This is a genomic window from Pseudomonas sp. Pseusp9 (assembly GCF_059491265.1).
On record NZ_CP168500.1, the window covers coordinates 3,087,935 to 3,114,720 of the forward strand.

A 26,786-nucleotide genomic window follows, 5' to 3' on the forward strand; every position below is an offset into this window, starting at 1 on the left:
GGTTGGGCTAAGGACGGCCCAAATTCCCTACCGACTCGCTTAATTGAAAATTGCGAAGACAGTGCCCCGCAACGCGTGCGAGGAACAGTTGCCCAGCTTTGACCTGCCATCAAGATGCTTTGAGGCAGGCCGTTTTTTGATAGTTTTCTACTGACTCTGAACGCTTAAATCTTGAAGCCACTGACCAAACGTTGCAGCTTCTGGGCTTGCTCGTCGAGAGCTGTGCAGGCTTGCAACGTGGCCTGAAGGTTCTGTACGCCAGCCTGGTTCAGGTCGTTGATCTGGCTGATGTCGAAATTCAAAGATTCAACAACCGCTGTCTGCTCTTCTGTTGCACTGGCGACTGATTGATTCATGCCGTCGATCTCACCGATCCTCTGTGTCACGCTTCCCAAGTGAATCCCGGCTTGGTTCGCGATTTCGACACTACCTTCGCTTTGGCGTTGGCTGTCCGTCATTGTCTCTACTGCACCTTTGGCCTCGACTTGCAGCTCCTGGATCATGCGCTGGATTTCTTGAGTCGACTCTTGAGTGCGATGGGCCAATCCCCTCACTTCGTCAGCGACCACTGCAAAGCCTCGTCCCGCTTCACCGGCTCTGGCCGCTTCGATTGCGGCGTTCAGGGCTAACAAATTGGTTTGCTCGGAGATGCCTTTGATGACTGCCAGGATCTGGCCAATACCGACGGTTTTGGTATTCAGCGATTCAATCGCTGTGCACGAGGTACGAATCGTTGCAGAGAGATCGGTCATGGCTTTCATCGTCTCCTCGACGACCTCTCGACCTTCTTGCGATTGCACACGTGCTGAAGACGCGTGTTTGGATGCCTGTGCTGCATTGCCGGCGATCTCATGAGCGGCTGCGCCGAGTTCGTTGATGGCAGCCGCCACGCTATGGGTACGATTGGCTTGCTCGTCGGTGTTTGCCATCGAGTCGTTCGAAGCGCTAAGGACTTCGCGGATGACCCGCGCTACGTCCTGAGTAGCGGCGGAGACCTGAGTAATTGAGCCGTGCACCCTTTCCACGAAGCGGTTGAAGGCGAGGGCCAAGACTCCAAATTCGTCTTTCGACTTTACCGCCAACCGCTTGGTCAAATCTCCTTCGCCAGCAGCGATATCCTCCATGGTGCTGCTGATCTCTCTCAGTGGCTGGAGGAGCAGGCGGATGAGCAGTCCCAGAAGACAAACGATCAAGACTATCGAGACAGCAATCGCGATCAATGCGGAGTATCGAAAGTCTCGGAGAGGTTGGTACGCCTTGTCCTTGTCTATAGATAGGCCGATATACCAGTCTACTGAGGGAAGCCCCTGGATCTTGATAAACCTGATAATTCTGTCACTACCGTCAAGCTTGGTTTCGTTGAATCGGTCATTGATGACAGGCGTCTGATTTGGATAAACGTCGGAAAGGTTTTTGGTGACCTGATCCTTATCTGGACTGACGAGGATTTTGCCATCTCCGCTTACCAGAAATGCGTACCCCAATCCTCCAAGATTGAGCGAGTTAACAATTTTGACGAGAGCGTCGAGGCTCAGGTCGCCACCTCCTACACCGATCAAAACCTTGTCTCGGTAAACCGGTGCCATGATCGAGACGACCAAAGTGTTCGTGACCATGTCCATGTATGGTTCGGTGATAGTTGTATTCGCTGCGGCTACCGCATTTTTGTACCAGGGGCGAGCTCTAGGATCATATCCATCAGGCATTTTTGAGGGCGGATAAGTCAGAAAAGCACCTTGCTGGGTGCCTAGTGACGTGAGACTGAAAGTACGACTCACTGCCGCACCAGAGAGCACTGCAGTGACGTTGGATTCTTGCGGATTGAGTTCGATGGCCTGGAGCATGGTTTCAATGGAAAGAACGCGGCCCGCCATCCAGCTCTGAATGTTGTTTGCGCTTACCTCTCCGATGTCCCGTAAGTTTCCTTCAATGGTCGATTTGATCGAGACCCGCTGGAGGTAATCGTTATAAAGGGTAAACAATGCGAAGGCTGTTCCGACAACCAGCGACGCAGCAAGCAAAATTTTATGGCTAAACCTAAGGTTGGACTTCATCGGTATCCCTTGTCCGAACGACATTATCGGTAGCGCCAGACATCCAGGATGGCCGAAGAGATAGCCCTCAGAAGCTGGTCTATTTTCAGGTAAAAAAAAGGAGGCCTGAAGGCCTCCTTTCTCGATCAAGCGTTCGCGAATTCAGCGCTTAACTTGGCAGCGGCCTTCTCAAAGGCGACCTTCATTTCTTCGATCACGATGCTGTTGTGCTCAAATGAAATGTAGATGCGGCCATACGGAGACGGCATGATCAACACTCCCGCTTCGCGCAGCGCAAGGTGCAATGCCTTGGTGAAAGCAGGGTTCGCTATTTCGACTGCCTGCTCGTACGTGACCGGAGTTTTTGCTCCCAGCCAAACACCAAACACATTCCCGTAGCCGCTGGTTGAAATGATCACGCCATGCGATTCGAAAATGGCCTCAACCGCAACGCGCAGATCGTTGCCGCGTTGGATGAGCTGCTCGTAGTCGCTGTTGTCCAGTTGAGTCAGGGTGCTCGTCATGGCTGCACATGCCAGCGGATTACCGCTGAATGTGCCCCCGCGAAGGACACGTCCTTCTTCAAAGCCTGCCAGGATGTGAGGTTTGCCGACGATCGCAGAAACTGGAACACCGTTACCAATCGCTTTACCGACGCTCGCGATATCAGGGCTCAAACCTTCACGCAGCCCTGCCAGGCCGGCATACAACCGGAAACCCATCAGAACCTCGTCACAAATCACGAGTGCACCGTGTTTATGAGCAATGTCCTGCACATGTTTGAGGTAACCAGGCAATGGCATGATGCAGCCAGCGTTGGCCAGCATCGGCTCAAGGATGACCGCCGCGATGTCATTGTCTTCTTCGAATAGCCGCTCTACATCTGCGAAATCGTTGTAGCGGATCAGCGTGGTACGTTCGGTAGACGGACGCTTTCCGTCCTGGAAGCTCGCTTCCTTGGAGGTGACGTTGCCGTAGCTGACATCATCGAACCAGCCATCGAAACCGGCAGCCATCTTGGCAATTTTTCCACGGCTGGTATAAGCCCGAGCTGCACGGCAGGCGAGGTGCACAGCTTCGCTACCGGAGTTAGTGAAGATCACCTTCGAGAGCTCGCCGGTATGTTTGGCCAGTTCAGTTGCCGCTCCATGCTCACGGACATGAGCCCAAGATGGCGCGGCACTGTCGCCTAATGCTTCAGTAACTGCAGCATTTACCGAGTCGTTCGAGTGGCCAAGCAATACCGCACCAAAGCCCAGCGCGGTATCGATGTATTTGCGACCTTTGTCATCCCAAAGGTACGCGCCTTTGCCTTTGCTGATGAACAGCTTTTCACCATTCAGATCAGGCAGGATACGGGCAGCACTGGAAACATCACCAACTAAGTTAGGCATAAAAACCTCTGAATTTTGACAGTAGTTAGCCGTCCCGGGTATTGGGCCCGAGAGGGGTTTTACGTAGCTTTTAACGAGCCTTAATAGGCTGCGCGTGCCTTCTTATTCTTGTTTTATCTTCATTTTTTCGTTGCGACGGCGGAGTAACTCCAGCGTCAGCAACATCAGTACGGACAGGATGACCATGATGGTGGCGACAGCCGCGATGTTTGGACTGATGTTCTCTCGGATACCCGAGAACATCTGAAGCGGAAGCGTTCTTTGCGACGGGCTGGCCAGGAAGAGGGTGACCACCACTTCATCGAAAGACGTGGCAAACGCGAACAGTCCTCCCGAGATCACACCTGGGGCAATCAAAGGCAATACGACCTTAAAAAAGACCGTGAGCGGCGGGGCGCCCAGACTGGCAGCTGCTCTGCTCAGATTGGTGTTGAAGCCCTGCAAGGTCGCGTTAACCGTGATAACTACGAAAGGGACACCCAGCATCGCGTGTGCAAGTACCAATCCAATGTAGCTATTGAGCAACTGCAGTTTGGCGAAGAAGAAGTACAGACCTACTGCGACAATGATCAGAGGCACGATCATTGGCGAGATGAGAAAGGCCATAACCACGTTTTTGAACGGGAAGTTGCCCCGACACAAGCCAACGGACGCCATCGTCCCGAACACCATCGCCAGCAAGGTGGCGCCTGGAGCAATGATGAAGCTGTTCTTGAATGCTTGGCGCCATTCTTGAGACGACATCAGCTCTTCATACCAACGGAAGGAGAATCCATCCATTGGGTATGTGAGAAAAGACGACGAATTGAACGATAAAGGAATGATCACCAGTATCGGAACAATCAAAAACAGCAGTACAAGGATTGAGGTAGACACCAATCCAAACCTGGCCAGTTTCTCTGCTGAGGAAGCGTAAGGCTGCAACATGTCGATTACCTCGCCTGGGTTTGGTTGGTGAGCTTTCCGTACACCACATAGAGCAGCAGTGTTGCGATCAGCAGCAGGCTACCAAGCGCCGATGCCATGCCCCAGTTGACGGTTTTGTTGGTGTAGAACGCGACGAAGTAACTGACCATTTGATCCGCTGCACCACCTACCAACGCTGGAGTCACGTAGTAACCAATCGCCAGAATAAAGGTGAGCAAACCGCCGGCTGCCAGACCCGCAAAGGTCTGGGGGACATACACCCGCCAGAAGGCAACGAAAGGGTGTGCCCCAAGAGAAATGGCGGCGCGAACATAGTTCGAAGGAATGCTTTTCATCACGCTGTAGAGCGGCAAAATCATGAACGGCAGAAGGACATGAGTCATCGCGATGATTACGCCAGTCCTGTTGAAAACAAGCTGGACAGGTGCGTCCACAATCCCTAGGAACATGAGCGAGCGGTTGATCAGACCATCTGACTGCAACAGTACGATCCACGCCGCTGTGCGAACAATCAGAGACGTCCAGAAGGGCAGCAAAACGCAGATCATCAACAGATTGCTTTTGCCCTCTGGCAAAGTGGCCAGCCAGTAAGCGACTGGAAAGCCGAGTAACAGGCAGAGGATGGTGACAACGCCGCCGATGTAGAAGGTGCGTGTGAAAATATCCAAGTAAATCGATTGGTTCGGCTCTGCTTTGACGATGCTGCCAGTGGCGGAATCAACACGATGATCCAAGGCGGCCAGCAAGAAATAAGGCGTCAGCTTCGACGACGCTTGCTTCAGAGCTTTCCAATAGTTCACGTCTCCCCAAGCGCCGTCCACAGCGATCAGCGCCTCACGCTTAGACGTTGCGGTGCTGTCCGGGAGTTTGCGCAGTGTCTTGGTGATAACAGTTCGGTAAGCAGGGATTTCGTAACTCAAGCGTTTGGAAATAGCCCCGATCTGACCGCTCTCTTTTGCACTAGCCAGGTCTTTTACCAAAGCGTCGAAAGTGCCCTCGCTTGGCAGCGAGGTACCGTCCCAGGATTCGAGCGCCAGTGTTGTTGCAGGCATGGCGCTATTCACGTCGGGGTTGTCCACGCTTCGAGTAAGCATGGTGCCGATAGGGAAGGCAAAGCATACGAGTACGAACAGAAACAGTGGCGCGATGAGCGCTAGCGATTTCAGTTTGTATGAACGTTCGGCTTTTCTAAGCTTGGCTCTAAGATCTACCGCTTCCGCCTTGCCTGAAAGAATTGCTGCTGACTGACTCATGATCGGCGACTCAGTGTGTGGTCACGTCCAGGGCACGAATGTGCTCTGGCGCCCAAGAAATGGAAATCGAGCTACCTACAGTCCAGCTGCTATCCATTTGCGAGGCAGGAAGCTTGATCATGAAGTTCGGTTGCCCTGCAATTTCAGTAATCATTCGAACGTGGTCGCCCAGGTAGATGTAATCCTGAATGCGAGCGGTCAAAGGCGTACTGCCAGCCGGCCCAACCACAACACGCTCTGGTCGAATGCAAAGCGCGACCTGATCTCCAGGCTTAGCCCCAACTACCGAAATCGCCCGAATCAAGCTACCGTCAGCCAGGCGTGCGATGGTGTGACTTTCGTCTCTGGAAACAAACGTTGCGATCAGGGTGTTGTTTTCACCGATGAACTGAGCCACGAAACTTTTGGTCGGGGCTTCATAAATTGCTGCAGGACTGTCGATCTGTTGGATCACGCCGTCATTGAAGACCGCGACACGGTCGGACATGGTCAGCGCTTCGCTTTGGTCGTGTGTCACATAAACGACGGTCAGTCCGAGCTGCTTGTGGAGGTGTTTGATTTCCAGTTGCATGTGTTCGCGCAACTGTTTGTCCAAGGCACCCAGTGGCTCATCCATCAATACAAGTTTGGGTTCAAACACCAGGGCGCGAGCCAACGCGACCCGCTGTTGTTGACCACCCGACATTTGAGCGGGGTAGCGTTTTGCGAAGTCGGTGAGTTTCACCATGTCCAATGCACGGCGAACTTTTTCCTTTCTGTCGACGCTGTTCATTTTGCGGACGGAGAGCGGGAAGGCGAGGTTTTGCTCGATCGTCATGTGAGGGAACAGTGCGTAATTCTGAAACACCATGCCGATATCGCGCTTGTGCGGCGGTAGGTTGTGAAGCGGCTTGTCCTTCAGAAAAATTTCGCCGTGTGTTGGTGTTTCGAAACCAGCCAACATCATGAGGCTCGTGGTCTTACCGGAGCCCGATGGGCCGAGCAGCGTCACGAATTCGCCCTCTTTGATATCAAGGTTCAGATCCTTAACGACGGGCCGAAAACCATCGTAGGTTTTCTGGATGTTTTTGAAGCTGACCAAGTGATTCATGTGGCAACCCTCATTCGGGAGTAGGCAGAAATAATCTTCGCTACTCATCCGCCTATTCATTCAAAAAAAGAGAAGCAATCGTTATTTGTTCAAGTCGCAGATTGGGACTAGGTCTTGCTGGTAGTTGACCTGCCACCTGGTAACAGGTGGCAGGAGCAACCTCGGTGGATCGGTTACTTCTGGGCGATCCAAGCGTTGAAGCGCTCGGTCAGTGGTTCAGTGTTTTCGACCCAGAACTCGACATCCAGAGGCACCGATTGAGCAAGGTTTTCTGGGGTTGTTGGCAGGTCAGCCTTCAACTCCGCCGGTACATGTTGGTTGGCGTTTTTGTTGGTCAGGCCGTAAGCGATGAACTTAGGCAGCTTTGCCTGGTTTTCAGGTTTGCTGGCATAGCCAATGAAATCCATGGCGGCTGCTTTGTTCTCGCTGCCTTTGAGGACAGTCCACGAGTCGATGGCCGAAACGCTGCCATTCCACAGGAACTTGAAGTGCTTGCCCTCGTTGCGATTGAAGCCGGTGATGCGACCGTTGTAGGCAGAGCTCATGACAACGTCACCCGCAGAAAGCATTTGCAGCGGCTGTGCGCCGGCTTCCCACCAGACAATGCTCGACTTGATCTCGTTGAGTTTGTTGAAGGCTCGGTCGACACCTTCTGGAGTGCGCAGCACGTTGTAGACTTCGGCTGGTTTTACACCGTCTGCAATCAACGCAAATTCAAGAGAATATTTTGGGCCCTTACGCAGACCACGTTTCCCTGGGAATTTCTTGGTATCGAAGAAGTCGGCCCAAGAAGTTGGAGTGGCCTTCAGTTTGTCGCCGTCCCAGGCCAAACCGGTGTTCCAAACGATGGCGCCCACGCCGCAGTCGTTCACGGCTTCGGGGATGAAATCGGATTTGTTACCGACCTTTGCCCAATCAATTTTTTCGTAGAGGCCGGAGTCGCATCCGAGAGCCAGATCCTCGGCTTCGACTTCAACGACGTCCCAGTTCGGTGTTCCTGCTTTTACTTTTGCGTCGAGGACACCGACGCCGCCGTCCCAACTCTGGTCGAGGACGTTCTTTCCGATCTGTTTCCCGAATGGCGCGAAAAATATCTCACGTTGTGCATCCTGAAAATTTCCTCCCCAGGAAACGATCGTGAGGTCACGGGCGTTGGCAGCTTGTGAAGCTGCAATCCCAACGAGGGCAAATCCAAGTGCTGCTACAGCGTGGCATGGCTTGTGCATTTTAAACCTCGACGCAGGTTGTTGTGTGGTGTTGGTAAAAATTTTTACCACTCGAAAATAACCTAGGCAAGTTTTATTTTTGTCACGTCGAAAAAATCTTAAATCGCCCGGATAAACGGTAAGCGATTGTTTCTTAACGCCTAAAATTTGTGATTTTGAGCATTAAATGGCCAGATATTGGTGGTTTTTGTTAGCTGGCTAAGAGTTTTTGTCATGGACGAGCGATCTTAAAATCGTGTTACTTTGCTTCCCTTGGGGTGCATTGCATGGTGCGAAACAACCCAAATTGGTGCGTATGATTCGTGTTGGCTTCAAAGAGAGTGGGCAGTTCAAGTCATCGAATTGAAGTTAGGCCCCCTCGGGTGCCGTTTATCTGAGGATTTAACCGTGATAGAAACATCGGCGATTAGTCGAAACCCCCATGCTCCAGAAGAGCCGTCTGAAGCCCCTTCAGAAGTCCAGGAGACTGCTTCGGTGGGTGCGAGACTGAAAGCATTGCGACAGAGTCGCGGGCTTACAATTCGAGGGTTGGCTGAGCAGGCCGGAGTTCCTCATGCCACGCTTTCGATCATCGAACGAGACAAATCCAGCCCGTCCGTAAGTATTTTGAAGCGGTTGCTACGCCCTCTGAATGTCACCCTTAGTGTGTTTTTTTCCGATTCAGCAGTTGTAGATCGGGCAGTTTTCTACAAGGCCGATGAATTGGTGGAGCTTGCTGATGGCAAGAAACTCTCCTATCGACAGGTGGGAGCGAACCTGGCGAACAGCTCCATGATGATCCTGCACGAGCGGTACGAGCCTGGAGCTGACACTGGGCAAGAGGGAGAGGAACTTTATTCCCACGAGGCCGAGGAGGGCGGAATCATCATCGAGGGCAAGCTTGAAATGACCGTTGGGGATGAGGTGCGAATCCTTTCGGTGGGTGATGCTTACTACTTCGACAGCAGACTCCCGCATCGCATGCGCAATCCTTTTGACGAGGTTTGTATCGTGGTGAGCGCGGTTTCTCCCCCAACGTTCTGACCGATCTACTTCCTTGAGTTATCGGGTGTTTGGCTGCACGCACGCCAATTGGCTGCGCGTGCAGACACCAGACTTAATCCCATAAGCATCCTTCCCTGAGTTCTTACTCCGCTCGGAGCTTTCGACTCGATAAACTCTTGCTCGGATGCCGAGTTCTCACTGAAGACAATCTTCCGTCCTAGCCCATAGCGGTGAGCTGTTCGTGCTTAAAAAAAGCCGCTGCCAGTAAAAGTGTCGATCTGGCAGCAGCTGAGGGTGAGACGGTGATATCGCTCAGTTAAGCGAAGGCGCGGTTTATCTGCGCTTGTCCCTTTTGGGACATGGTGCTTCGCTTCGCGGACAGCTCCGGTTGCGACCTCTGTAGGTACACGCCAATGCAAACCAACGCTACGGTGAGGGCTAGTGTCGAAAGAAGCTCAATGCGCTGGCCAGGGAAGGCTGCCATGATCCCAAAAACGACCAGAATGAAGGCGATGGTGAGCACTGTAAGATAGGGGAACAGCCACATTTTCACTTCGAGTTTCTGCCCCTGCGCCACCAACTTCTTTCTCATGCAAAGTTGGGTGACAGCGATGACCAAGTACATCAGCAGTGCGATGGCGCCGCTGCTGGCCAAGAGGAATTCGAAGACCTGTTTCGGTAGCAAATAGTTGGCTCCCAGCGCAATCAGGGAGACCACTGCAGTCAAGGCTATTGCGTTAACGGGAACGCCGCTTTGAGTCGTACGAGACAGTATTTTGGGTGCATCACCCCGATGGGCCAACGAGTAGGCCATTCGTGATGCCGTGTAGAGAGCGGAGTTCAAGCAGCTGGTTACCGCGACGAGTACTACGATGCTCATAATGCCAGGCGCCCAAGGGATGTTCATGGCTACCAGTACGGCTTGGTACGACCCGGAGGCTAGACCAGGGGAGTTCCACGGAATCAGGCAGACCACCACGAACATGGAGCCGAGGTAGAACAGACCCAGTCGCCATACCACTGCACGAATTGCTTTCTTGATATTGGCCTTCGGTTCTTTGGACTCTGCCGCCGCGATGGTGACGACTTCACTTCCCTGGAAGCTGAACATCGCGGTCAGCAAGGCAGCGATAATCGCTACGCCACCGTTGGGGGCGAACCCGCCGTTCACATACAGGTTTTCGATACCGCTCGTAGATGAACCTGGTAGAAAACCCAGAATCGCCAGCACACCCAAAATGATGAAGCTGACAATTGCGAACACTTTGAAGAGTGAAAGCCAGTACTCCATCGCGCCGAAATTTCCGACGCTGAGACTGTTGCAGGCAATTAGTGCAAATGTCACTCCGAACGCAGCCATCCAGTGAGGGATTGCCAGCCAGTCGCCCAGAACATTGCCAGCAACGATGGCTTCGATGCTGATAACAAGTACATAAAACCACCAATACAGCCAGCCGATAGAGAACCCCGCCCAGCGTCCAATTGCCTGATCTGCGTAAGAAGAAAAAGACCCGGTATCAGGACGCGCCGTTGCCATTTCTCCGAGCATTTGCATGACGAGAACAACAATGACGGCTGCGATCAGGTATGAAACCAGAACAGCAGGCCCTGCTGCGGCGATAGCATTGGATGAGCCTACGAATAGGCCAGCTCCAATAACACCACCGATAGAGATCATCGTGACCTGTTTGCTTTTTAAGCCGCTCCCTAGCTTGTCGTTAGCTAACTGTTTGTTTTGACGCATCGGCTGGTACCTCGGCACAAAGACTAATTTTTCTTGTATTGATCGATTCAAGACGATCATGACCGCCTACGGTACTTCGTATGGTGCATGGAGATTAGGTCGCCCCGATTCATATTCGGTGTGAATGCTCGTCACAGATGGGAGGGCGAACGAGCTTGAAGAGGCCATTCAAAGCGATTCATATGGATGATGACTTTGAGGTATCTGTGATGCAGAGGCACATCGGTACGGATGTTAGATGGCATGAATTCGAGTCGTCGTAGGATTAAATTTTTGCTCTATTAATGGTTTATCAATGTCGTGCGCGGAGGGACTTCGTCGTTTAGATCTGAGTAAGCGTTTTGAGCTTCATCTAAGTAGTTATATTGAATCCGCTTTTTTTAAGTGCGAGTTCTCTCGTTCGTTGTCTAGACCCGATGGCTGCACCCTTTCGTTCTTGTTCTTCATACCGGGTGTGAACTGCAGGCACAGCTAGGCCGTAGACAGTAATGGGGGCGGGGGGTAAGGTTTTATTCAGTGCCTGAGAGGCATGCAAGGCCATCATCACGGCAGTCTGAATAGTTTGTGAGAGCTCACTGGCTCGACTGTAGTTCATTGGCATCATTTTATTAGAGCTAAAACATAGATTGGTTTTATTGCGAAGCGTGGCTGGCTCAGCTTGTTAAGTGCTTGTTGATTAATCTGCGCTGACGAAAAGTCATATTTACCCTTCAGTTCACCTACATAAATATTAGTGTCTGGGAGAATGCATGAATAAGAATTTTATTGCCGGAGAGTGGCTCGAAGGCGCCGATATCAACCTGAATATCAATCCTTCCGATACTAATGATGTGGTCGGTGAGTACGCGCGCGCAGATGCTTCTCAAGCTGCGATGGCTGTTGATGCGGCTTTTGAAGCGGCTCCGAACTGGGCTCGATCTACCGCCGAGGTGCGAAGTGACGCGCTCGACCGTATTGGCACTGAGATTCTGGCGCGTCGTGAAGAGTTGGGTAAGTTGCTCGCGCGCGAGGAAGGGAAAACCCTGCCTGAGGGGATTGGTGAAGTGGTTCGCGCCGGCAGGGTTTTTAAGTTTTTTGCAGGTGAAGCATTGCGCCTTTCGGGCGAACGCCTGGCATCCATTCGCCCTGGCGTTGATACAGATGTACGGCGCGAGCCAGAGGGCGTGATCGGCATCATCACTCCCTGGAACTTCCCTATCGCAATTCCTGCCTGGAAGATCGCCCCTGCACTGGCGTTCGGTAACGCAGTCGTTTTTAAACCAGCTGATCTGGTGCCTGGCAGTGCGTGGGCGTTGGCGGAAATTATTGTTCGAGCAGGTGCGCTTCCCTCCGGAGTGTTCAATCTGGTCATGGGGCCCGGCTCAAAAGTGGGTGATGTCTTTGCGAAGTCTAAAAAAGTACGGGCTTTGACGTTCACGGGTTCCACTGGCACAGGCCGCAGTATTGGTATGACCTGCATGGAACGCGGTGCCAAAGTCCAGCTGGAAATGGGCGGCAAAAACCCGCTCATTATTTTGGATGACGCAGATCTCAATCAGGCAGTTGAGGTCGCGGTCTCCGGCTCCTTCTTCTCTACAGGCCAGCGATGCACCGCCTCCAGCCGATTGATTGTCCAGGATGGCATTCACGATCAATTTGTTGAGGCCGTGATCAAGCGTCTCTCTTCGCTCAACGTTGATCACGCACTGTCTGAAGGTTGTGATATGGGCCCTGTCGTGTCTCAGGCGCAGCTCAAGCAAGACTGCGATTACATCAAGAGCGCCCAGGAAGAGGGTGGGAAACTCGCTTACGGCGGCGAGCTGCTGACAAGGGGCACGCCAGGTTTCTACCTTTCTCCGGCGCTGATCACTGAAACCACTAACCAGATGCGTATCAACCGAGAGGAAGTTTTCGGCCCGGTGGCGAGTGTCATCCGCGTTAAGGATTACGAGGAGGCAGTCACGCTGGCTAACGACACCGAATTCGGTTTGTCATCTGGGATTTGCACCACTTCTCTCAAGCACAGCTCGGACTTTAAGCAACGATCTACCGCCGGCATGGTGATGGTCAACGTCCCGACGGCAGGAGTGGATTACCACGCACCTTTCGGCGGTCGCAAAAACTCAAGCTATGGGTCTCGCGAGCAAGGTGGGTACGCAAAGGAATTTTATACCTCCGTCAAAACCACCTACACATTGGCCTGAACTCATGGAAAATAAAAACAAGATCAGTGGCACCACACGGGTATACGCGATCATCGCTGACCCCATCCATCATGTGCAGACACCAGGTGCGATGAACCGCCTATTCACTGAGCGCGGTGACGATCGGGTAATGGTGCCATTTCATGTCAGCACAGAAAGTCTCCACGGCGTTGTTGCAGGACTGCGCGGAATACACAGCCTGGATGGATTCATCGTTACGGTGCCGCACAAATCTGCAATCGTTGAGCTATGCGATTCTGTGTCAGATGCTGCACGACTCGTAGGTGCGGTCAACGTAGTGAGACGCAACGAAGATGGAAGCCTGCATGGCGACATTCTGGACGGTGCGGGTTTCTTGGCAGGTCTGCGTCAACGTGACGTAGAGCCGACCGGCATGTCGGTCTACTTGGCTGGTGCAGGGGGCGCGGCAAAGGCAATCGCGTTCGCTCTCGCCGCTGCAGGCGTCAGAAAAATCACCATCTTCAATCGCACCACATGCAAGGCAGAGGCGCTTATCCAACGACTCGCCACTGTCTTCCCCGCTGTGGAGTTGTGTGTCGGCTCAGATGATCCATCTGGCCATGATTTGGTAGTAAACAGTACATCCCTTGGGCTCTCTGTGGATGACATTCTGCCCTTGAATGTGGCGTTGCTTACCTCATCGCAAATTGTCGCAGAAATCATTATGAAACCTGCGATCACTCCCCTGTTGGCAGCCGCAACTGAAAAGGGTTGTCGAGTGCTTGATGGAATGCCAATGCTGCTTTGCCAGATTGAGTTGATGGCTGAGGCGATGGCGACTAATAAGAACGAGCAAAATCATGAGTACATTTGATTACGTCATTGTTGGCGGCGGCACCGCTGGCTGTATCCTCGCCAATCGGCTTACTGCTTCCGGCAAATATAAAGTTTTGGTGCTGGAAGCGGGGGGCGAACCGAACGGTTTTTGGATTCCTATTCCTGCTGGCTTTACCAAGCTGCTAGTGGACAAGCGCTACAACTGGCGATTTAAGACTCAGGCCGAGGCAAACACGCGCGGACGGGAAATTTCCGTACCCCGTGGAAAAGGCCTCGGCGGATCTACCCTCATTAACGGGATGATCTATGTGCGTGGGCAGCCTGGGGATTATGACGCTTGGGAGTCCACAGGGGCGAAGCAGTGGAACTTCGCCACGCTCAAGCCCTACTTCAAAAAATTCGAGTCTTATGCTCAAGGTGATGACTCCCGTGGGCATGAAGGCCCGATGCATATTCAACAGGTCACAGAGCGCTATCCCGTGTCGGACGCCTTCTTGGAGGCAAGCATTCAAGATGGGCACCGGCACAATAAAGATTACAACGGCGATGATCAGACTGGATTTGGTTACTACCAGGTTGCCCAGCACAAGGGGCGGCGCTGGAGCGTTGTGGATGGCTATCTCGAGCCGGCAAGAGCACGCGCTAACCTGCATATCGAGACCAATGCACATGTGTTGCGCCTCGAACTTGAAGGCTCACGTTGCACTGGTATCACTTACCGTCAAGGCGGTCGCGAGGTCACTGTCAGTGCCCGACAGGATGTCATCCTGTGTGCCGGCGCCATTCAATCGCCGCAAATCCTGGAGCTGTCGGGAATCGGGCGACCTGATGTGCTCGACAAGGCTGGTGTCCCGCTCAAGCACCGTCTTGATGGTGTAGGGGAAAATTACATCGATCACTTTGCCACCCGTATGAACTGGCGGCTGAAGAACACGGTGACTCTCAACGAGCTGGCACGCGGATGGAGACTTGGTCTTGCCGTGGCTGAGTACTTCACCAAGCGCACGGGAATTCTGACACTGGGTACCGGCTTGGTTCATGGTTTTGTGAAGACCAAGCCTGAAATGCCTACGCCGGATGTGCAATATTTCGTCGTACATGCAAGCTATGCCAATGCCGCCGAGCGAATTTTGGACAAGCACCCAGGCTTCACGATTGGAGTCAGTCAGTTACGTCCTAAGTCTCAGGGCAGCATTCACATCCAATCAAAGGATCCTGATGTTATGCCGGCGATTCGTCCGAATTTTCTGACCGAGGATGAAGACTGCACGAGTCTGATTGAGGGCATGAAAATCGCGCGAAGAATTATGGAACAGCCGGCGATGAGTGCATTCGTCGATGCAGAAACCAGTCCGGGCTCCCATACGAAGAGCGATGAAGATTGGCTCGAATTTGCACGAGACAATGGCCAGACGATTTATCACCCCATCGGCACCTGCAGGATGGGTGAGGACGAGGGCGCCGTGGTCGACTCACAGTTGCGAGTCCATGGCCTAAGTGGTCTTCGTGTCGTCGATGCCTCGGTCATTCCATCAATGATCTCCGGCAACATCCAAGGTGCGGTAATGGCTGTTGCTGAGCGTGGGGCTGACTTGATACTTGGCTCCGCGTCAGTTCATTACTGAGAGCGGCCTCGCCACAGCAATGCTTGAAGTACCACTAAGCATTGCTGTGGTGCTGTGTTCCATGGATCTTTAATCCGGGAAAGGTAGGGACAGCAGCCAAGCACTGAAGGTCTTTAGCGCAGGCAGATGTTGATAGCGTGTGGCATACGCAAGGTAGTAATTGCGACCGCTTTCCATCGGGTCGAACAGTGCTACCAGCGTTCCGGATTTGAGTTCGTCCTGCACCAGAATGTCGGGAACCAGCCCGATACCAATGCCCGCTGATACGGCCTGAATGAGGTGAGCTGTGAGCTCGAAACTTGGGCCGGTACGCATGCTTCTATGGCCGAGGTTGTTGCGGTCAAACCAATCAGACCACGCATTGGGTCGAGAGACGACATTCAACAACACTTGATCAGCGACGTCCGGTGGTGACATGGCGCGAAAACCCGCAAGCGCTGTAGGGCTCGCTATAACGACCAGTTTTTCTTTGAGTAATAGATGCGAAATGTAGCCTGGCCAGTCTCCCTTGCCGGCGCAGATGATTGCCTGCATGTCGCTCGCGCTGGACTGGATATCGGCGTGAATGATCCTCGAATGGATGTGCACCAGGTTCCCTGGGTGGAGTGCATAAAACTCATGCATTTTGGGGAGGAGCCACTTTGATCCCAATGTCGGAAGTACAGCGAGGTTTAGCGGCCCACCCTCAGCCTTGTAAGCGATTGTCTGCAGCGTTGCGCTTCGAATTCGACCCAGTGCAGCGGCAAGCTCATGTTGGTAGAGGGCACCGGCTGCAGTTAATTCGATCTTTCGTCCATCACGGCGAAAGAGCTCGATCTCAAGCTGGGCTTCCAGGGATTGCACTTGCCGGCTGACGGCGCTTTGAGTCAATGCCAGTTCGTCTGCAGCTTTGGTAAAGCTGCAATGGCGAGCGGCTGCTTCGAAAGCAATCAGCAGGGACATGGAGGGCGTCAGTCTTCTTGGGTTCATTCATAAAGCTCATGCAAATTCTGCAGGTTTTACGTTTGTCCGAGTCATCGTGTCCCGACAAAATCGAAGGTAAAACCCCTTATGGTTTGCTAGCACCTTGGTGCTGAGCATACATAACGAGAATGTTTAGATTAGCTGCATTACCCGTAGGAACTCCACCATGATTGCTCGGCTATCTCCCCCTGATGTCCAAAACGTATCCTACGAAGGATTTTTAAGTCGGCTTGAGGAAGAGGGTTTTCAGGGAGAAATCGCGCGTAGTTATGGCGATAGGACGGTGTTAGCAACCGACAACTCGATCTATCAGCGCCTACCACAAGCGGCTGTGTTTCCACGGCATGCTCGGGATGTCGAGACCTTGGCACGCCTGGTGGCACGTCCCGAGTTTAGATCTGTTGTGCTCACACCCCGTGGAGGTGGAACCGGTACTAACGGCCAATCACTAACAGACGGGGTTGTTGTAGATCTGTCTCGCCATATGAACAGCATTCTTGAGATCAATGTCGAGGAGCGTTGGGTTCGCGTGCAGAGCGGTGTGGTTAAGGATCAGCTCAACGCTGCATTGAAACCACATGGATTATTTTTCGCGCCTGAACTATCCACATCAAACCGCGCCACCATCGGCGGAATGATTAATACCGACGCGAGTGGTCAGGGAAGCTGTACGTATGGCAAAACCCGCGACCATGTCTTGGAACTTTCTACCGTTTTGCTGGGTGGCGATCGACTCAACAGTTTGGTTTTGGAACGCGACTGTTGGCGGGCGGAAACAGGTCGCACAGATCGGGTAGGAGAGGTCTATCGATGTGCTACAGACATCGCGCGCAATCATGCTGATCTGATCCAGAGTACGTTTCCGAAACTCAATCGTTGCTTGACTGGCTATGACCTGGCTCACCTGCAAGAGTCAAATGATCGATTCAATCTCAACAGCGTTTTGTGTGGCTCCGAAGGCTCCCTTGGGTTCATCGTTGAAGCCAGGCTCAACGTGTTACCGATCCCCAAGTATTCGATCCTGGTGAACGTGCGTTATGCGGGGTTCATGGATGCTCTGAGGGACGCCAAGGCGTTGATGCTGTTGAAGCCTTTGTCTATCGAGACAGTCGATTCCAAAGTGCTCATGCTGGCCATGAAGGACATAGTCTGGCACGGCGTCGCAGAATACTTCCCGGAAGACCCAGACGTACCGACACTTGGAATCAATCTTGTTGAATTTAGCGGCGACGATGAAGAGGCAGTTCAGCAGAGTGTTCATGAGTTTGTTTTGCACCTGCAGCGCGATACCAGTGTCGTGCGATTGGGTCACACGCTTGCAATAGGTGCTGACGCCCTCAAACGCGTTTATGCGATGCGTAAGCGAGCAGTAGGGCTGCTCGGCAACGTCAAAGGAGAGGCCAGGCCACAACCCTTTGTCGAAGACACCGCCGTTCCGCCTGAGAATTTGGCTGACTTCATCCTGGAGTTTCGAGCGCTTCTGGACAGCTATGACTTGGAGTACGGAATGTTCGGGCACGTCGATGCGGGAGTCCTCCATGTGCGCCCGATCCTGGACATGAAAGACCCAATTCAGGCTGCTCTGATTCAGCCGATTTCCGATGCCGTCGCCGTGTTGACGCAAAAGCATGGCGGCTTGTTGTGGGGGGAGCATGGAAAGGGGTTGAGATCCCAGTATGTGCCCGATTATTTCGGCGAACTTTATCCGGCATTACAGGAGCTCAAGGCTGTTTTTGATCCACACAACCAGCTCAACCCCGGCAAGATCGCCACGCCGAAGACAGTGCCTAGCGCTCTATTGACGCGCGTTGACGAGGTCACGTTGCGGGGCGAGCTTGATCGGACAATCGATGAGCGGGTTTGGAAAAGCTATGACACTGCCGTCCACTGCAACGGCAATGGTGCCTGCTACAACTTCGATCCTGATGACGCTATGTGTCCTTCCTGGAAAGGCACTCGTAGCCGAGTCCATTCACCCAAAGGTCGCGCTTCGCTCATCCGGGAATGGTTGAGATTGCAGGGCCAACAAGACATCGATGTATTGGCCACCAGCGATCGGCTGCGCTCGACTTCCAACGTATTCAGTATTGCCAAACGAGCTGCGAATACAGTCGCGCAAAAGTTGGGACAACAGGATTTTTCCCATGAGGTTTATGAGGCCATGGCGGGGTGCCTCGCCTGTAAATCTTGTGCTGGTCAGTGTCCGGTGAAGGTCAATGTGCCGGAGTTCCGATCGCGATTCCTGGAGCTGTACCACAGCCGGTATCTGCGCCCCTTGAAGGACTATCTCATCGGCTCGCTTGAGTACACCATTCCCTACATTGCGCGCGTGCCGCGTTTATACAACTTCATCATGGGCGCCCGTCCGGTTCGCGTCTTTCTTGAACACGTCGCCGGAATGGTCGATAGCCCATTGCTCAGCTTGATGGACTTTAACGACGTATGCCGTCGCTGGAACGTGCAGATGGCGACGCCCGAGCGTATTGCAGCATTGGGGGAGGGGGAGCGTAAGCGCAGTGTGATTCTCGTGCAGGATGCCTTTACGCGTTACTTCGAAACCCATGTGCTTGCCGACTGGGTTGAGCTGATATCAAGGCTCGGGTTTCAGGTGTACATCGCACCGTTCTCTCCGAACGGTAAACCCCTGCAGGTTCAGGGTTTCCTAAAGGCATTTGAAAAAGCCGCGCATTTCAACGCCGAATCGCTGAGTAAGCTTAACCAATACCAGGTTCCGTTGGTTGGCTTGGATCCCGCTATGACCTTGGTGTATCGACAAGAGTACGCCAAGACGCTTGGCAGCGATCAGACCCCAACCGTCTTGTTGCCGCAGGAGTGGCTTGCGGATGTGCTCCCGTCATCGAGTGCGATCAAGGAGACAGATACCTACTACTTCCTTCCTCACTGCACCGAGAAAACTAATGAGCCCGGCAGTATCGGCCTTTGGCAGCAAATTTATGCGCGGATGGGGTTGAAGCTGCAGGTTCAAGCGAGTGGTTGCTGCGGGATGTCTGGCACATATGGACATGAGACACAAAACGCTAAGACTTCAGACGTTATCTACAGCCAGTCTTGGGGGCCGCTTGTGGAGAAGTTCAACCGTTCAGGTCGCTTGTTGGCGGATGGGTATTCATGTCGAAGCCAGGTTAAACGCAAGGATGGGGCGATGATTCTGCATCCGCTACAGGCTTTGCTTGCGGTCGTAAGGGATGTCGCCGGGTAGTCGTTAGGTCGCCGATCTACCCCGTTGCTTGGGGCGGTTTAACCGCCTCGCTTTTTTCGCGTGAGGCAGCATGGTAGACGGGGCGCGCTGTTTCCGGGCGATGCCTATATGGCCCAAGGTTGCTCAGCAATTTTGCTCTCAAGGAAATCTCGAAAAACCCTGATCCTTGGACTGAGGTGCTTGCGGTTTGAGTACACCATGTAGATGGGTTCTTTTTCATCCAGGGCGTACTCCTCAAGCAATGGGATCAGGCGCCCTTTCCTGATATCCGCCCCGATATGGAATTGCGCAAGCTTCACGATACCTGCACCCGAAAGTGCCATCTGACGCAGCAGATCACCCTGGGCAAAAGACGCTTTAGCGCTGACAGGGATCAAGGTCTTGTGGTGGTCGATTTCGAACTCCCAGTTATTCCATGCGCTTTTGAAACTGAAGTTAAAGCAGTCATGGTTCACAAGGTCTTGTGGGTGATTGGGTCTGCCGCAACGCTCGATATATTCCGGCGAGGCGCAGATGACCCAAGCACTTTCACCCACCTTTCTGGCAATCCGTGATGAGTCGGGTAAGACACCGCTGTGGATGGCTATATCAAGACCCTGTTCAAATTGGTCGATGTATTGGGGGCCAACTTGAATGTCGACGCTCAGGGCAGGGTATGTGGCAAGGAACTCTGGAAGCCAGGGCAAAATTTGATGCTTGGCGAAGGTGGTCATCGTATGGATGCGCAGAGTTCCGCTAACGCGCGTAGGGAACGCTTCAGCCAGGGAATCTGCCTCTGCCATGGCGTTGACCACTTCCCGCGCGCTCACCAGGTAAGCAGCACCTTCTTCAGTGAGTGTGAGATTGCGAGTACCTCGCTGGAACAGGCGAGTTTGCAGCCGATCCTCAAGGCGAGTGATGAGCTTGCTGATGGCCGAGGGTGTCAGTCCATTTGAGCGCGCTGCTGCAGAAAAATTTCCGTGCTCGGTAGCCCAAATGAAGGCCAACATCTGCGAGTAATTGTCCATTGATCTACCTTGTCGGCGGGCTTTTTGAAAATCAGCGTGCCACTTTTCTGGGGCTGAAACAACAAGCGCGCCATAGGCGCGCTTTTGATCTTCAAATCACTGATCAGCGAATAAATTGCTCGATGTAGTCATCAGGTAGACCCAGCTCTTTGTAGTGCTTGCGGGCTGCTTCAAGCTTGGTGAAAACGTCTTCGTAGCCGACCGCCACGCCTTGTGGATCGACGTAGGTGTATCCGCCCTGGACGTGGAACCAGGTGATCATTTCTTCAACGTCTTCTGGAACGAAAAGGGTATGGGTTTCGCCTGGAGGCTCATACGCAAAGGAGCCTTCGGATGCGACCCAATCATGCTCCAGGTAATACCAGCGGCCCTTGAGCACGATGGCATGAACGCCGCCGGTGTGGCGATGGCGGGACAGCACGCCGGCCTGGCGTACGCGGAGCAGGTTGATGTAGTAACCGCCAGTGACGCTCAGCAGCAATGGCTTGAAGGAGACCGAGCCGGTGACAGGTACCCACAGCTTGTCGTCTTCCAGCCAGTTCGTCAGGACGCCTGGGTGCACCATGTCTGGCGACATGAATGGAACCTGAGGCAGTTGATAGGGGATCGCGAGTTCATCAGGCTTCGGTGCAGTGCTCATTTTTATGGTTTCCACAGCTAGGTTAGTGGGGCCCTAGTGGTGTCATGAGGGCTTGAACCAAAGAGTAAGGCAGCAAGACAGGCGGAAAAAGACGTCAAACATCACACTAAGTGTGAACGCTCGTCACAGTTTGAAGGGGCGGATTTGAGGATTTCGGGGGCGCTTATTGATGGGGTATTACGGGGCGAATGCGTAAGCCGCATAGTCCGACTCGTGGCTGGAATGATTCTGAGGAGATAAAATTTATTGGTTCTCCAACTCAGCGTTGCACGGCGGGCCAGGCACTTGAAGTACTTCTCTCTAATTTCCTCGGCATACTCGAAGGCTACCAAAGTCGAGGCTTGGTCAGCCAAGTTGATTCCGGTAGCGAGGTTGATCGAGTTTGCAGGCAAAGGCCATGGGCCGCAGGTAGACGTCTCGGTCGGTTTCAACAAGGTGTTGGTCGAAGAGCTGAACCGCAGTTAAGACAATGACGCGGGTGGAAGAAAAGCAAAAAACCGGAGGTTGGCCCTGCCGGGGGTTCTATGGTCTCCCTGTTTCCCTGATGGGAAGAGAACATCGCCAAAGTATATCAGTGCTCGCCAGTTTTTCGGTCAACAGGAGGCGGGGGATATTGAGGTGCCTAGCGACACATTGAGAGGTGTCCGCACCTTCCAGGCTGCAGGTGCCTAGGCGCAGCTCAGGATTCGTTCGGAAATGTTTACCACCGCCCGGCAAGCGTCGTCAGCGCTATGCCCCAGTCAAGATTGCCAACCAACTTTCCCAGTGTGATGGCGGCATTCAAAGGAATTCTTTTCGGATGTCGATAGTCGACCGTTCGCCAATATTCCGGTAGTTCTCCGTGAGCCACGCCTCGGCCTCGCGGCGTCCGTTGTCGCGCAGTCCGCAAAGGAAGTCCCAGTCTGCGTTGTACTTGCTGGACACGCTGAGCGCGCACATCGCCTCATCGGACTTAATGGAGTGGATCAACATCTCCTTCATCTCATTGCTATCGAGCTTGCCTTGCTGGATGAGGTCGGTGACAAAAGCGATGGTGCGCAGTTCACGCATCAGCGACGAGTTAAAGCTGATTTCACTGATGCGATTGAGGATGTCGGCAGCGGTAATCGGCACGCCTGGGCGGACGAGCGGGTTAATGTGGACGATCACCACATCGCGTGTATTGCAGTTGTAGATCAACGGGAAAATAGCCGGGTTCCCCATATAGCCGCCATCCCAGTAGTTCTGCCCGTCAATCGTGACTGCCTGGAACAATGTCGGCACACAGGCCGAAGCAAGCACCGCTTCGGCGCAGATGTCCTCGCCCGTGAAGATGCGTATCTTCCCCGTCTCGACATTGGTCGCGCACAGATAGAGGTGGAACGGGCATTGGCTTCGCAAGGCGGCAAAATCTACCTGCCTCTCCAGCACCTCCCGTAGCGGACTCAAATTGCGGCGATTGAACTGGTAAGGCGAGAAGATACGAAGCGTCATGTCCGCGAACGTATACATGGGTGAATAGTCCAACCCGAAGCTATGCTTCCCTTTCAACCAAGGCATCCAACGCAACGGGTTATAACGCTCGGCGGACTGCGCCACGGCGTACCAGAAATCGTGCAGCGCCTGGCGTGCGCCGACCTCGCCACCTTGCAGCATGCCGGAGGCAAGTACGACGGCATTCATCGCGCCGGCACTGGTTGCGCTCACCCCTTCAATGGCAAGCCTGCCGTCCTCGAGCAACCGATCGAGCACGCCCCAGGTGAACGCACCGTGCATCCCGCCGCCCTGTAAAGCCAGCACGACGGGCTTGCGCTCTTCACTGCCCCGAGTCATCAATTGCTCGCCCCTCGCTTGATGCCCATGCATCGAGCAGCGCCTTGGCTTGTAGCAAATCGACGCTGTCGAAGCCTTCGGTGAAAAAGCTGTGAATGTCGGCCAGCATTTGCCTGGCCACCTCTTTGTCTCGTGTTTCCCATAGCTGAGCAAGGCTGACTGTGGCGCGTAGCTCGAATGACTTTGCCCCTTGTTGTCGAGCGATTGAGATTGCCTTGTGAAAGCATGCTTCCGCTTCCTGCTGCACGGAAGAATCCTGTCGGTCTTCTCCCGGACATTGCAGGGTAAGAGCGCCCTTGAGGCGGTACAGCTCTGCTTCGTAAAAGTGCTCGCCTGTTCTGTTCACCATAGTTAGAGCGTCGGTCACGGCATCCAATCCTGCCTGCGGTTGCCCGGCGAGCCTATGCGCTGCGGCTAGCAGGGCCAGAAAATAAGAACATCCAAGCTCTGCTCCGGCTGCGCGGTAAGCGGCAATACCGTTGGTTATCTGAGCAATTCCCTCGTCAATGCTTCCCTGCTCGGCGCGAGCCCAACCTTGAAGAATATTCCCCCTTGCCAAATACAACGGAAATCCTTGCTCTAGAGAAAGCTTGATGGCGGCATCTGCACACTCTTCGGCGAGTTGTACGTCGTACCGAAACTGTCCCAGTATCGACGTTGCGGACAGAGTGAAGGCCAGGCTGAATGGGTGGGCAATCTTCTTGGCCAGAGCAAGGGCATCCTGGCTGCGCATGCTTGCCTGATTGGGAAAACCCAAATACCAAAGGCTCCAGGCCGAAAATGACAGGGAGTAGCCCGGATCCATGCCGTACGTAATTGAATGTGCGCGATGGCGATCAGGGTCGTAGAGGGCACGCGCCCGCTCTTGATGGTTATGGGCGTTTTTGAGATCACCCTGGAAAAGCAATGTCTGCCCAAGTGCCGCATGGGCTTCCACGAGCAAGTCCGGATCCTGCGCGGTTTGCGCAATACTGAGTAATCGTTCAGCCAGTTCGCATGCGGTTGAGTATTGCGCACGCAACGTGTAGTAACTCCACAGCCCCAGCAGCGCAGGGAAAAGCGAGTCGTCGCCTACTTGCGCGCATAGCGCCAGTGCACGGGTGTAGGTGGCCGCCACCTCGGGCGCACCATAGCCGCGCACGGCCATCAAGGCCGGCCCCAAGGCGAGTAGCAAGGTCAGTTCCTGATGTGCACGCGTGGGTGTGTCGGGCAAATGCTCGAGTAATTCCAGTGCCGTGCCGAGATGACGCGTCGCATCGAGATGGGCGGAATGCTGGAGGGCCTGTTGCCCGGTACGGTGCAGGTATTCCACGGCCTTCGGGACATTGCCGCTCAGCTTGTAGTGATGCGCCAGTTCGCTGCAGTAATCTGTGATGCGAGTGGGGAACAGTGCCTCGATGGCCTGCGCTGTGCGCTCATGCAGCGCGCTACGCCGCTCCGTGAGAAGCGAGTGACCCGCGACCTCCTGGGTCAGCGCATGCTTGAACGAATACTCCACCTCCGGAAATGCGGGCCGCTGGTAAATGAACTCCGCAGCCTCCAGTCGGGCGAGCAGATTACACAAATTGTCGTCCGTCCGAGCATCCTGCCCAACACAGATGCACTGAATCAGACTGAACGGAAACTCTTTGCCGATAACGGCGAGGGTCTGCAGCAATTCCTTCTCCGCAACGGGGAGCCGGTCGATACGGGCAGCGAGTACACCCTGCACAGTAGTGGGGATATGCAGCGCAGCTGGAGTTTGCTCGATCCGATACTGACCGGCTTCACCCAACAGCAATTTCTCCTCGATCAGAGTTTGCACCACCTCCTCCATGAAGAACGGGTTGCCCTCCGTCTTATCCAGGATGAGCTGTTTGAGGGGGATGAGGGTAGAATCGTCCCCAAGCTGGGTCGCGAGCATTGCCTGTGCTTCGACCGGGCCCAGCGGTTCGAGCCGCAGTTGGCTGCAATGACCCGCACGTATCCACACAGGCTGATACTCGGGCCGGTAGTTCACGAGGAGCAGGATTGGGGCGCTCGCCAAGTGACCGATCAAGTACACGAGGAATGCTTCGGTCTCGCAGTCCAGCCATTGCAAATCTTCGAACAGCAGCTCGATCGGTTGATTGCGGCTCTCACACGTCAGTAGTTGAGTGATCGCGTCGAAGGTGCGAACGCGCCGGATCTGAGGATCCATTTCCGCGAGTGCTGAACTGCGTTCGCCGATACCCAGCAGGTAGAGCAGGTAAGGCACGAGATCCTCGAAGTTTCGCTCGAGCGTAAGGGTCTTGCCCATGACCTTTTCCCGGCATCGCCGCTCGTCATCCTGGACGGTGATCTGAAAATAGTTGTTCAGAAGCTCGATGAGCGGGAAATAGGCAAAGGCCTTGCCGTGCGACACCGAGAAAGTCTCCAGCACCAGACAGCCGCACCGCGAGCGCTCCTTGAACTCATGAAACAGCCGTGACTTCCCGACTCCGGCCTCGCCTACCACCGCGACGACCTTACTGTGGCCCGCTTTGGACTGCTCGAGCGCCTGATGCAGGTGGTCGAGCTCGACCTGGCGGCCGACGAACCCGGCCAGCCCGCGATGTGCCGATAGTTGTAGGCGTGTGCGCAGAGCGCCGAGACCCTGCACCTCGTAGACAACAAGGGGCTCGGGAATGCCTTTGACCTGGGCGGCTCCCAGGGCTTTGAATTCGAAATAACCTTCCGCCAGCTTGTAGGTCGGTTCGCTCACTAGGATCGACGAGGGGGCGGCGATTCCCTCCATCCGGGATGCAATGTGGATTGTGTTCCCGACCGGATCGTAATCTGTATGCAAATTGTCCGTGCGGATCGAACGCACGACCACCTCTCCGGTATGGATGCCGACGCGGATTTGCAGCGGAATACCTTTCTCCAGGCGAATGCGGTCGCCATGTCGGCGTATTGCCTGCTGCATGCGCAGTGCCGCATACAGCGCTCGCTGCGGATGATCCTCATGGGCGATGGGGGCTCCGAATAGCGCGAGTATGCCATCGCCCAGGGTCTTGGCCACATAGCCTTCGTAGTGATGGACGGCTTCCATCATCAGCGCGACAACGGGCTCGATTAGGCGGTGGGCCTCCTCCGGATCAAGGTCGTGGATCAATGCCGTGGAACCGGCCATGTCGGCAAACAGTGCCGTGACGGTCTTACGTTCACCGGCGGTCTCGCCTCGAGCTTCCATGGCCGCCTGTTCGGCGCGGATGCGCTCGGCAAGGTGGTGGGGCGTGTAATGAATTGGAGCTGGGGAGGGCTCTGAAACTGTCTCGGGGCGCGGTGCTTGCGCAGCAGGCATATCGGTCAGCGGCGCGCCACATTCACTGCAAAATTTGGCTGACAGGCCCGCCTCGTGACCACAGCGCGGACAGTTGCGAGACAACCTTACGCCGCAGGCTTCACAGAAGCTGGCCTCGGAGGGACTCTCGAATCCGCAGTTTGCGCAGCGCATACGATCTCTTCCCTTTTGCAGTCGTTCAAGAAGACCAGTCAAAAGACGGGAAGCGTGACATCAAACCGGCGAAGGACGAGCTGAAGTCATTGGGCCGGTACGTTTAGGCAGCCTTTTAACCTTCTGTATCAAAGATAGTTTGTATCGTTGAAACAAGAAGTAAAATTCGCTAACTGAGGACGACCTGTGATGTCCGGTTCCGGGAAGCAGCGATGTAGGGGGTATGGATGTCCACACAAATTTAAGTGGACACCATTTTCAGCCCTTTTTAAGCGGAAGCCATGCCTCAAAAACGCCGCATCTTCCAAGTCCTTCAAAGCCCAAGTCATTGTTGAATGCGCGCAGCCTGACACCTCGATTGTCAATGTCGAGTTGATTCACAACCTCAACGCCAACCTTGTCCTTAAACGGATGCCACTCATCGCTGATG

17 protein-coding genes and 1 pseudogene are annotated in these 26,786 nt (G+C 54.1%); 5 read left to right on the forward strand and 13 right to left on the reverse strand.

Features of this window, described 5'->3' with window-relative positions; genetic code table 11:
- Positions 1–164 precede the first annotated feature (164 nt).
- The 7 genes and pseudogenes from ACEN8E_RS13860 to ACEN8E_RS13890 all read right to left on the reverse strand — a co-directional run bounded on the left by ACEN8E_RS13860 (position 165) and on the right by ACEN8E_RS13890 (position 7,923).
- The gene (locus tag ACEN8E_RS13860) at positions 165–929 is read right to left on the reverse strand and encodes a methyl-accepting chemotaxis protein (protein ID WP_495593319.1); all 765 of its coding nucleotides are present in this window, start codon (positions 927–929) and stop codon (positions 165–167) included.
- 93 nt (positions 930–1,022) lie between these two features.
- Positions 1,023–2,078: pseudogene (locus tag ACEN8E_RS13865) on the reverse strand (HAMP domain-containing protein); the annotation flags it as partial.
- 101 nt (positions 2,079–2,179) lie between these two features.
- Positions 2,180–3,427 carry an aspartate aminotransferase family protein gene (locus ACEN8E_RS13870; protein WP_495593111.1) on the reverse strand — a complete coding sequence of 416 codons (1,248 nt, stop codon included), beginning with the start codon at positions 3,425–3,427 and terminating at the stop codon, positions 2,180–2,182.
- 102 nt (positions 3,428–3,529) lie between these two features.
- Complete coding sequence (locus ACEN8E_RS13875) at positions 3,530–4,354, reverse strand: ABC transporter permease (protein WP_493182156.1); 825 nt, start codon at positions 4,352–4,354, stop codon at positions 3,530–3,532.
- Between the two features lie 5 nt (positions 4,355–4,359).
- Positions 4,360–5,607 (reverse strand): ABC transporter permease, encoded by a 1,248-nt coding sequence (locus ACEN8E_RS13880; RefSeq protein WP_495593112.1) that lies wholly within the window; start codon positions 5,605–5,607, stop codon positions 4,360–4,362.
- Positions 5,608–5,617: 10 nt separating this feature from the next.
- Positions 5,618–6,697 (reverse strand): ABC transporter ATP-binding protein, encoded by a 1,080-nt coding sequence (locus ACEN8E_RS13885; RefSeq protein WP_495593113.1) that lies wholly within the window; start codon positions 6,695–6,697, stop codon positions 5,618–5,620.
- A 173-nt stretch (positions 6,698–6,870) separates the two neighbouring features.
- Entirely contained in the window at positions 6,871–7,923 is a 1,053-nt protein-coding gene (locus ACEN8E_RS13890; protein ID WP_493182280.1) for an ABC transporter substrate-binding protein, read from the reverse strand.
- Positions 7,924–8,310: 387 nt separating this feature from the next.
- Here ACEN8E_RS13890 and ACEN8E_RS13895 point away from each other — a divergent pair, with 387 nt between their 5' ends.
- Positions 8,311–8,946 (forward strand): cupin domain-containing protein, encoded by a 636-nt coding sequence (locus ACEN8E_RS13895; RefSeq protein WP_495593114.1) that lies wholly within the window; start codon positions 8,311–8,313, stop codon positions 8,944–8,946.
- A gap of 277 nt (positions 8,947–9,223) precedes the next feature.
- Here ACEN8E_RS13895 and ACEN8E_RS13900 read toward each other — a convergent pair whose 3' ends face one another.
- Positions 9,224–10,651 (reverse strand): amino acid permease, encoded by a 1,428-nt coding sequence (locus tag ACEN8E_RS13900; protein ID WP_495593115.1) that lies wholly within the window; start codon positions 10,649–10,651, stop codon positions 9,224–9,226.
- A gap of 749 nt (positions 10,652–11,400) precedes the next feature.
- Between ACEN8E_RS13900 and ACEN8E_RS13905 the strand changes: the two genes are divergently transcribed.
- The 3 genes from ACEN8E_RS13905 to ACEN8E_RS13915 are packed head-to-tail and all read left to right on the forward strand — an operon-like array spanning position 11,401 to position 15,257.
- Entirely contained in the window at positions 11,401–12,834 is a 1,434-nt protein-coding gene (locus ACEN8E_RS13905; RefSeq protein WP_495593116.1) for an aldehyde dehydrogenase family protein, read from the forward strand.
- A gap of 4 nt (positions 12,835–12,838) precedes the next feature.
- A complete protein-coding gene (locus ACEN8E_RS13910) occupies positions 12,839–13,669 on the forward strand; it encodes a shikimate dehydrogenase family protein (protein ID WP_495593117.1) in 831 nt (276 codons plus the stop codon).
- The gene (locus ACEN8E_RS13915; RefSeq protein WP_495593118.1) at positions 13,656–15,257 is read left to right on the forward strand and encodes a GMC family oxidoreductase; all 1,602 of its coding nucleotides are present in this window, start codon (positions 13,656–13,658) and stop codon (positions 15,255–15,257) included. The genes ACEN8E_RS13910 and ACEN8E_RS13915 overlap by 14 nt, the downstream gene beginning before the upstream one ends.
- Before the next feature lie 69 nt (positions 15,258–15,326).
- Here the strand turns inward: ACEN8E_RS13915 and ACEN8E_RS13920 are convergent, their stop codons facing one another.
- Positions 15,327–16,226: a LysR substrate-binding domain-containing protein gene (locus ACEN8E_RS13920; RefSeq protein ID WP_495593119.1), complete on the reverse strand. Its 900-nt coding sequence runs from the start codon at positions 16,224–16,226 to the stop codon at positions 15,327–15,329.
- Between the two features lie 160 nt (positions 16,227–16,386).
- Between ACEN8E_RS13920 and ydiJ the strand changes: the two genes are divergently transcribed.
- A complete protein-coding gene (ydiJ, locus tag ACEN8E_RS13925; protein ID WP_495593120.1) occupies positions 16,387–19,440 on the forward strand; it encodes a D-2-hydroxyglutarate dehydrogenase YdiJ in 3,054 nt (1,017 codons plus the stop codon).
- A gap of 104 nt (positions 19,441–19,544) precedes the next feature.
- Here the strand turns inward: ydiJ and ACEN8E_RS13930 are convergent, their stop codons facing one another.
- The 4 genes from ACEN8E_RS13930 to ACEN8E_RS13945 form a co-directional block, all read right to left on the reverse strand.
- Complete coding sequence (locus ACEN8E_RS13930) at positions 19,545–20,447, reverse strand: LysR family transcriptional regulator (RefSeq protein ID WP_495593121.1); 903 nt, start codon at positions 20,445–20,447, stop codon at positions 19,545–19,547.
- A 103-nt stretch (positions 20,448–20,550) separates the two neighbouring features.
- Positions 20,551–21,087, reverse strand: a complete 537-nt coding sequence (locus ACEN8E_RS13935; RefSeq protein ID WP_017340009.1) for a 2,4'-dihydroxyacetophenone dioxygenase family protein — start codon at positions 21,085–21,087, stop codon at positions 20,551–20,553.
- Positions 21,088–21,867: 780 nt separating this feature from the next.
- The gene (locus ACEN8E_RS13940) at positions 21,868–22,899 is read right to left on the reverse strand and encodes a patatin-like phospholipase family protein (RefSeq protein ID WP_495593122.1); all 1,032 of its coding nucleotides are present in this window, start codon (positions 22,897–22,899) and stop codon (positions 21,868–21,870) included.
- Positions 22,883–26,356 (reverse strand): adenylate/guanylate cyclase domain-containing protein, encoded by a 3,474-nt coding sequence (locus tag ACEN8E_RS13945; RefSeq protein ID WP_495593123.1) that lies wholly within the window; start codon positions 26,354–26,356, stop codon positions 22,883–22,885. The genes ACEN8E_RS13940 and ACEN8E_RS13945 overlap by 17 nt, the downstream gene beginning before the upstream one ends.
- Positions 26,357–26,786: the final 430 nt, after the last annotated feature.